Source organism: Vibrio caribbeanicus ATCC BAA-2122, from assembly GCF_000165125.1.
GTDB lineage: Bacteria > Pseudomonadota > Gammaproteobacteria > Enterobacterales > Vibrionaceae > Vibrio > Vibrio caribbeanicus.
On sequence record NZ_AEIU01000102.1, the window covers coordinates 1 to 8,623 of the forward strand.

General features: G+C 44.4%; 6 protein-coding genes and 3 tRNA genes. 4 read left to right on the top strand and 5 right to left on the bottom strand.

Annotated elements, in window-relative coordinates; genetic code table 11:
* The 4 genes from ubiK to RH40_RS17490 form a co-directional block, all read right to left on the bottom strand.
* Positions 1 to 249: ubiquinone biosynthesis accessory factor UbiK (gene ubiK, locus RH40_RS17475; RefSeq protein WP_009603010.1), on the bottom strand; the 249-nt coding region annotated here is incomplete at its 3' end.
* Between the two features lie 196 nt (positions 250 to 445).
* The gene (locus RH40_RS17480; protein ID WP_009603011.1) at positions 446 to 3,568 is read right to left on the bottom strand and encodes a multidrug efflux RND transporter permease subunit; all 3,123 of its coding nucleotides are present in this window, start codon (positions 3,566 to 3,568) and stop codon (positions 446 to 448) included.
* Positions 3,569 to 3,579: 11 nt separating this feature from the next.
* The gene (locus RH40_RS17485; protein ID WP_009603012.1) at positions 3,580 to 4,689 is read right to left on the bottom strand and encodes an efflux RND transporter periplasmic adaptor subunit; all 1,110 of its coding nucleotides are present in this window, start codon (positions 4,687 to 4,689) and stop codon (positions 3,580 to 3,582) included.
* Between the two features lie 17 nt (positions 4,690 to 4,706).
* The gene (locus tag RH40_RS17490; RefSeq protein ID WP_009603013.1) at positions 4,707 to 5,273 is read right to left on the bottom strand and encodes a TetR/AcrR family transcriptional regulator; all 567 of its coding nucleotides are present in this window, start codon (positions 5,271 to 5,273) and stop codon (positions 4,707 to 4,709) included.
* 221 nt (positions 5,274 to 5,494) lie between these two features.
* On the opposite strand from RH40_RS17490, the gene rep reads away from it, so the two are divergent.
* Complete coding sequence (gene rep, locus RH40_RS17495) at positions 5,495 to 7,513, top strand: DNA helicase Rep (protein ID WP_009603014.1); 2,019 nt, start codon at positions 5,495 to 5,497, stop codon at positions 7,511 to 7,513.
* 33 nt (positions 7,514 to 7,546) lie between these two features.
* Here the strand turns inward: rep and RH40_RS17500 are convergent, their stop codons facing one another.
* Positions 7,547 to 7,960 carry a c-type cytochrome gene (locus tag RH40_RS17500; protein ID WP_009603015.1) on the bottom strand — a complete coding sequence of 138 codons (414 nt, stop codon included), beginning with the start codon at positions 7,958 to 7,960 and terminating at the stop codon, positions 7,547 to 7,549.
* Positions 7,961 to 8,277: 317 nt separating this feature from the next.
* On the opposite strand from RH40_RS17500, the gene RH40_RS17505 reads away from it, so the two are divergent.
* The 3 genes from RH40_RS17505 (at position 8,278) to RH40_RS17515 (ending at position 8,593) form a co-directional block, all read left to right on the top strand.
* Positions 8,278 to 8,354 (top strand) — tRNA-Arg (locus tag RH40_RS17505).
* Between the two features lie 34 nt (positions 8,355 to 8,388).
* Positions 8,389 to 8,464 (top strand) — tRNA-His (locus tag RH40_RS17510).
* Positions 8,465 to 8,516: 52 nt separating this feature from the next.
* A tRNA-Pro gene (locus RH40_RS17515) sits at positions 8,517 to 8,593 on the top strand.
* Positions 8,594 to 8,623 lie beyond the last annotated feature (30 nt).

Genomic DNA, 8,623 nt, shown 5'->3' on the forward strand with positions numbered 1-8,623 from the left:
TTGCTGTTCTAGCTTCGCCTCAATATCGGCGAGCTTTTGCTCCATGTCTGCCAGTTTTTGTCGTGTTCTGAGCAATACTTGAGTTTGCACGTCGAACTCTTCACGGCTGACAACATCAAGTTTTGTTAATTGGCCTTGAATCACTTGGCGCACTTTCTGGTCAACATCTGCACCGAGCTCTCTTACCGGAGCTGGCATTGAGTCATGAATTTGCTTCGCGAGTTGCTCTAGTTTTTTGGGGTCGAACATGATGATAAAACTCCTTTCAGTTGATACAACCAAATAACTTCAAAAGGCTACGTGCGCATGTGCCTGCCTTTTGAAGTTATTTGGGTAACCTCATTTTATTTAAATGATACGTGAATGTCCCTATTTAGATAGCAAAAATTCAAGGTTTACATAACAAAGAAAAGGCCGCATTCGCGGCCTTTTTGTTGTCAGTTTATTACTTATCTTCTGCAAGGTGGCGTTGTGCAGCCTTTGCCTCGTCAATTCTTGCTAACTTCTCCAAGTCTTTATCTTCAACAAATACTGGCAGAGGTTTGTGATGCTGAGCTAGGTAGCTGTATATCACGGGCAGGACAAATAAGGTAAATAAGGTACCAATAGCAAGACCTGCAACAATTACGATACCGATACTGAAGCGTTGCTGTGCACCTGCGCCACTTGCGTAAAGAAGTGGAACTAGGCCTGCTATCATGGCCGCTGTGGTCATCAATATCGGCCTGAGGCGCACTTTCGCCGCTTCCATAACAGCTTCTGTGCGAGAGCGTTTATTATGCAACTGCTCTTCTTTTGCGACTTCACAAATTAATATGCCATGTTTAGTAATGAGGCCCACAAGCGTGATAAGACCAACTTGTGAGTAGATATTCATTGTTGCCGCTCCCCAAGCAAGTGCGATGAGAGCACCGCATATGGCGAGTGGGACAGACACCAAAATCACAACAGGGTCTCTGAGAGACTCAAACTGAATTGATAGCACGATAAATATGACTGCAAGCGCCAAACCAAACGTTGCGTAAAGCGCGCTACCTTCAGTGACATATTGGCGTGACTCGCCAAGGTAATCGTGGTTGTAGCCGCCTGGCAGCTTAGTTTTAGCGATGTTTTCAAACCAAGCAACAGCATCTCCCATCGCCACCCCCGGAGCTTGAATAGTGCTAATTGTCGCCGAGTTAAGCTGGTTAAAGTGCGGCAAAGAGCGCGGCTCGGCTACCACATCAATATTAACTAGACTACTCAAAGGAACGGCATCACCGTTACTTGCTCGGACATAATAATTTTTGATGTCGTCTGGGTTTAAACGCCACTTACGTTCCACTTGCGGTATGACCTCGTAGGAACGCCCGTTAAGGTCAACACGATTGACATAGCCATCTGACATTAGAGTTCCGAGTGTGATACCGATATCTTGCATGGTGATCCCGTACGCACCAGCTTTATCTTTATTAATATTAATTCTCATTGTTGCTGAATCAAAATTAAGATCTAGGCTGGGAACCATAAACATAGGATTTGCCATTACTTCAGATAAAATATCGCTCGCTGTTGCGAACAAGCTTTCAAAGTTATCAGGCGTTGTGATCACAAATTGAATCGGTAATCCAGACCCTGCTCCAGGTAATTCTGGTGGTTGGAAAGCGACCACGGACATACCTGGGATTTCTTTCACCAGTTTGCCAACTCGTTCTTGAACTTCTTTTTGACCAGCATCTCGTTTACTCCAAGGCACTAGTGTTGAAATTCCTAGCGCTTGATTTGAGCTTGGGATGCCAGTGAAGACCTGCGCATATTCGACTTCTTTTTGGTCTGAAAGTATCTTATTGACTTGATTCATGCTGTTTTGCATAAAGTCTAAGTTAGCATTTGATGGTGCAGTGCCAAAGAGCATTACAACACCCTTATCCTCTGCAGGTGCTAGCTCGCTCGGAACATACTTAAACAGAAAAGGTAAACTAACAAAAACAATGATGGCAAAGCCTATGATCACAGGGCGATGATCCATGACCGCCTTAAGCATAGTTTCGTATTTTAGCGTGAGGTTATCTAAGACATCATGAACTTTTTGTTCAAATCTACTCGGCTTTGCGTGAGCTTTGAGCATTTTTGAACACATCATGGGTGAAAGTGTCAGAGCCACAATACCAGATACAAAGACAGCACCAGCGAGAGTAAGGGCAAACTCTTTAAATAATGAACCCGTAATGCCCCCCATTAGGGCAATTGGCGCGTATACCGCTCCCAGTGTAAGAGTCATCGCAATAACAGGGAGGGCAATCTCGCGTGTACCAATAATCGCAGCGCGAAACGGGGACTCTCCGAGCTTCACATGTCGGTCCACGTTTTCCAATACGACTATCGCGTCATCGACCACCAAACCAATCGCGAGTACCATAGCGAGTAAGGTCATTAGATTCCATGAAAAGCCCATCGCCTGCATCACCATCGCGACACCAATGAGTGATAAAGGAATCGTCACAATAGGGATGATGACTGCGCGAAATGATCCCAAGAAAAGGGTAATCACCACCAAAACGATAATTGCAGCTTCGACTATGGTTTTGATCACTTCATGTATAGACTCATTAATAGCTTCAGTTGAGTCATATAAGACCGTCATCTTAATGTTACTGGGTAGGTTGCGCTCAATTTGTGGTAGTAATGCAAGCACATCGCGGGCGATATTAATTGGGTTAGCACTTGGCGTTGCATTAATAGCGGCCACTACGGCATCTTTACCATTGGCACTGGCACGAAAAACATCATGACTTTTGGCGAGGGATACCTTGGCCACATCACCTAGACGAACTAGATTACCTTTATCGCTTTTAACCACTAAGGCTTTAAGTTCATCAACATTCGATACCTGGGTATCTGTGCTGCCATTATAGAGTACAAATTCTCCCGTAGCCTGACCTGTTGCAGACTGAAAGTTATTAGCATTAAGCACATTGCTGATGTCACTTGCCGTAAGCCCAAGGGCTGCCATTTTTTCTGGATCGAGCCAAACTCGTAAGGCGTATTTCATGCCCCCAAACAGATCGATTTTTGATACCCCATTAACCGTGAATAACTGCGGGTTAATGACACGCTCAAGATAGTCTGTGGTTTGACTTGATTCGAGCTCATCGCTAGTAAAACCAATATAAAGTACTGCTGTACTCGCCCCAGTTGAGAGTGTAACGGTGGGGTCTTCAGCTTCCTTTGGTAGTTGTGAACGTACTGAGTTAGTTTTGGCTAATATATCCGCCAGAGCAGCATTAGGGTCGCTATTGAGCTTCATATTAACCGTAATCGTTGAGCTACCAAGCTCAGACGAAGAAGTCATAAAATCAATGTTATCGGCTTGTGCGATGGCTTGTTCCAGTGGCTGAGTAATAAAACCTTGGATAAGGTCGGCACTGGCACCGTAATAGCCAGTGGATACAGTGACCACTGTGTTGGTCATTTCAGGGTACTCTTGGACCTGCATTTTGAATATGGCTTGCAGGCCGAGCAAAGCAATCAAAAAACTGATTGATACCGCTAAAACAGGACGCTTGATGAAAATGTCAGTAAAGCGCATTGTGCCTCCAATTACAACATAGGGGTTTCAGCTGGTGGGGTGATGGCTGAGTTGTCATCAATAATTTTCACTTTGGCATGGTTGCTAAGACGCACTTGACCTGATGTGACAATCGTATCGCCAGGTTTGACGCCATCAAGAATATGCGCGATATCCTTTTTACGCTCGCCAACTTTAACCACATGCTGTTTGACACGCTTTTCCCCATCTTCATCACTGACAATGTAAACACTATCACCGTATAGGGTGTAAGTGATGGCAGTTTGCGGCAATGTGATTTGGTTTTCCAGCGTGGGGAGAATAATATTCGCCCTAGCAAACATGCCGCTGCGTAGCTTGCCATCACTATTTGGAATATCGGCTTGAACTTGGATCAGACCACTTTGACTGCTGACGGCAGGTTCGATGGCGGTAATTGACCCCACGAATGGCTGCTCTGGATAAGCATCAACAAAAATGTCGATAGGCTGCTTTAAGCGAATTCGTGAAATTTCATTTTGTGGTACGGTAAAGCGCAGGCGCATAACACTGGTGTCCTCGAGGCGAACAATATCGCTACCAGCTTGCAAATACTGTCCAAGAAAGACATTGCGAATACCAACAACGCCATCGAAAGGTGCGATAATTTGGCGGCGCTCGATGGCTGCGGTCAGGCTTTCGATATCGGCTTGTAGCGAGAAAAAGTTCGCTTCTGCCTCGTCGTAGCGCTCTTTGGAGATTGACCCTTTTTGATACAGACCCTGATAGCGTTTGTATTTGGCTTTAGCCGCAGGCAATTTTGCTTGGCTGCTTTTTAAATTAGCCTTTTCGACATCAGAATCAAGCTCAACCAGTAGCTGATCTGCTTTAACCTGAGTGCCAGACTCAAAACTAATATTACTTATGACGCCGCTGCTTTCATTGGATAGTGTCACTCCTTGATTTGGCTCAATGAAACCAATCGCTTTTATCACAGGTACCCAGATGTCAGCTTTCGCCGTTGTGACCGTGACCGGATATTCTTGTTCAGGTGGATTAGCAAAGTACTCATCGATTTTATGTTGCTTGAACTCATTGAAGCCAATAACGCTGCCAAATAGTAGCAGTGCTATCAGCAACATAAAAAATGTCCACTTTTTCATTATTTTTGAACTCCGATTTAATGTTGAATAATGGCGTCCCAACTGGCTTCAATGGCAGCATCAATTGCCTCTTGATCCAATTGGTAATATCCGAGAGATTGTTTTCGAGCCAGCATGACGCTGACTTCAAGACTGAGGGCGGCCAAAATAGGGTTATCTAATGGCTTAAATAGTCCTGAATCGCGACCTTCGGTAAACAGTTGGTCGACTTTGTAAAACATTTTGCGTTCGATTTCCTTGGTTTCATGGTTACGCACACAAGGTAGCGAGTCGTATTGAGCACGATTTTTCAGATTGCAGATATTGTCACCTGATAAATCGAAAGTATTCAGCCACATGGTGCGAAAGCGTTGTTTAAGAGGCATAGAGTCATCAACACCCCTCTGAACCACTTCTGCATTACGCTGTACCACAGCGAGACGTACTTGTAATAACAAATCTTCCTTGTCTGAGAAGTAGCGATAAATCGTCCCTGCTGCCACACCGGCCTCTTTGGCCAGCTTGTGCATTGAGAGTCCTTGAAAGCCAGATTCTGCAATCAGCTTTTCCGCAGAATCGATAATTTGTTGTTTTTTATCTGTCATATGATTAGGTTCAGTATCAAGTGATAATTGGTGTAAATGAATGAACGTTCATTCATTATAGCTCATAAAGCGATCGACTTGGCAAGAATCTTTGCGGTCATTTATTGTAATATTTTTTATCTAACGCTTGGCTGCTTTTCAAAGTGGGTAGTTTCAAGCATAGCAATCTGTTCGTGGCACTATTATTATAGACGGCAATTACTTCGACTATTGAGACAGTGATGAAACTCAACACCAATCAAGATCAGGCGGTCAAATTCGTTTCCGGTCCTTGCTTAGTTCTGGCAGGAGCAGGCTCGGGGAAAACACGTGTTATTACCAATAAAATTGCTTATTTAGTCCAGCAGTGCGGCTACAAAGCGCGCAATATTGCTGCCGTGACGTTTACTAATAAAGCAGCACGTGAAATGAAAGAGCGGGTTGGTCAAACGCTTGGTAAGAATGAGGCGAAGGGTCTAATGGTGTCAACCTTTCATACTTTAGGGCTCAATATTATTAAACGTGAATATAAAACGCTGGGGCTGAAGGCAGGTTTTTCGCTATTTGACGATCAAGATCAGATGGCATTGCTCAAAGAATTGACGGAACAGCAGTTTGATGGTGATAAAGACTTATTACGTCAGTTAATGAGTACCATTTCAAATTGGAAAAACGATATGCTGACTCCGGAACAGGCATCAGTGATGGCACAAGGTGAGCAGCAGCAAGTATTTGCTCAATGTTTTTCTTTGTACCAAAAACAAATGAAAGCGTATAACGCGCTTGATTTTGACGATTTGATTTCACTGCCCGTTCAATTGTTGAAGAGCTCACCTGAAGTTCGAAGTCGTTGGCAAAATCGAATTCGTTATCTTTTGGTTGATGAGTATCAGGATACAAACACCAGTCAATATGATTTGGTTAAGCTAATCGTTGGAGAGCGAGGACGTTTGACAGTGGTTGGTGATGATGACCAGTCGATTTATTCGTGGCGAGGAGCAAAACCTCAGAACTTGGTGTTGCTCGGACAAGACTACCCTAATTTACGTCTAATCAAGCTTGAACAGAACTACCGTTCCACCAGTCGAATTTTACGAGCAGCGAACGTTTTAATTGCAAATAATCCACATGTGTATGAAAAAAAACTTTTTTCTGAAATTCCAGATGGCGAGAAACTCAAGCTTCTAAAAGCGAAGAATGAAGAACATGAGGCCGAGCGAGTCACAGGTGAGCTGATTGCACATAAGTTTCTTAATCGAACCGATTATCGAGATTACGCAATTTTGTACCGAGGCAATCATCAGTCGCGTCTGATAGAGAAATCGTTAATGCAAAATCGTATCCCTTATAAGCTCTCTGGTGGTACCTCGTTTTTTGCTCGTGCTGAAATCAAAGATATCATGGCGTACCTGAAAGTATTGGTAAACCCCGACGATGACAATGCTTTCTTGCGTATCGTCAATACGCCAAGACGAGAAATAGGACCAGTAACACTCGAAAAATTAGGTAGCTATGCCAATATGCGTGGCAAAAGCCTTTTTGAGGCTAGCTTTGAGCTTGGGTTAGAGCAAAGTCTTAGTGGTCGTGGCTTAGAGCATTTAAGGCGTTTTACCACTTGGCTAGTAAAGATTGCTGATCAAGCCGAACGGGGCGATACCGTTGAGGCTGTTAGAGCATTGGTGCGCGATATTCATTATGAAGATTGGTTGTACGAAACTTCAACTAGTCCAAAAGCAGCAGAAATGCGGATGAAAAACGTCTCTGACTTGTACTCGTGGATCGTCGCCGATCTTGAAGGGGATAACTATGACCAAGAAGAGAAAAACCTAAAAGAGGTCGTCCAACGTCTTACTTTGCGCGATATGATGGAACGAGGAGAAGAAGACGATGATAGTGATGCGGTCCAATTGATGACCTTGCATGCATCGAAAGGACTAGAGTTTCCCTATGTGTACTTAATTGGGGCGGAGGAAGGAATTTTGCCCCATCAGACCAGTATCGATGAAGATAATGTCGAGGAAGAACGTCGTCTTATGTATGTCGGGATTACAAGGGCACAGCGAGAATTGACCTTCACTATGTGCAAAGAGCGCCGCCAATTCGGCGAGCTAATTAAGCCGACTCAAAGTCGCTTTCTTGATGAATTGCCCTTCGATGACGTTGATTGGGAGCATGAGAAGAAACCTGTCAGCCAAGAAGAAAGGATGGCAAAAGGCCAAGCTCATATCGCTAACATACGTTCTATGTTCAACAAAAACTAGTCGTTATCTGTCTAAACGACAAATCGGTTGATGCTAAAGACCTGCGATCATGTGTTCAATAGCTGCGACGATTTCATCATCCGAGCAGTCCATACAAGTGCCTTTCGCAGGCATGGCATTAAAACCATTAATTGCATGTTTACTGAGCGTGTCTTTGCCTTGGGCGATACGCGGCGCCCAGTCGCCAGAATCTCCGATTTTCGGAGCACCATTGACGCCAGAGCCATGACATGCCACGCAGAAAGTGCCGTAGACTTTTGCACCGTCACGAGGGCCGGATGGTTCTGCTTTGACAGGCTCTGCACCTGCGAGGTATACGTTACCGACAGGTCTGATGCGCTCGGCAATAGCATCGTGTTGATCTTGGCTTATTTTGGCTGCAAAAGCGGTACTTGAGAAGGCGATTGCAGTGACTAATAGGGTCAAAATATTTCGAGACATATCCATTCAACTCACTTTATCTTCCTGAAGGTAAATACGTGCTTACCCATTATTTTAGTTTGATCTAAAGATGCAAAATTAGCCACTGCGAACGACTTAAACTAACTTACAGCTGTTAAATCAATGTAAATACTAAGTGATTATATCCCGATAACTTGTTGCAATAAACAACAAGTTAGTTGGAGAAGAGGAACAATCACACCATAAGTAGGGTTTTATCACACTTTAATTGCTGAAAAAGACGCCAAACGATAAAAAAGTTGAAAAAAAAACTAGACGCCTATCGGCGATATACGTATTATTCCACTCCGCCGATGGGGCATGCGCCCGTAGCTCAGTTGGATAGAGCGTTGGCCTCCGGAGCCAAAGGTCGAAGGTTCGAATCCTTTCGGGCGTGCCATTCGCTAGAGGAAGCATCGGTAACAATGTCAGTGGTGGCTATAGCTCAGTTGGTAGAGCCCCGGATTGTGATTCCGGTTGTCGCGAGTTCAAGTCTCGTTAGCCACCCCATTTATTTGGGTGCTTTGCTCCCGCTGTGATTTATGTCATGGCAAAAACAAGTCGGTGAATAGCGCAGCTTGGTAGCGCATCTGGTTTGGGACCAGAGGGTCGGGGGTTCGAATCCCTCTTCACCGACCACTATTCCTTTTTGTCGATATCACGGCAATT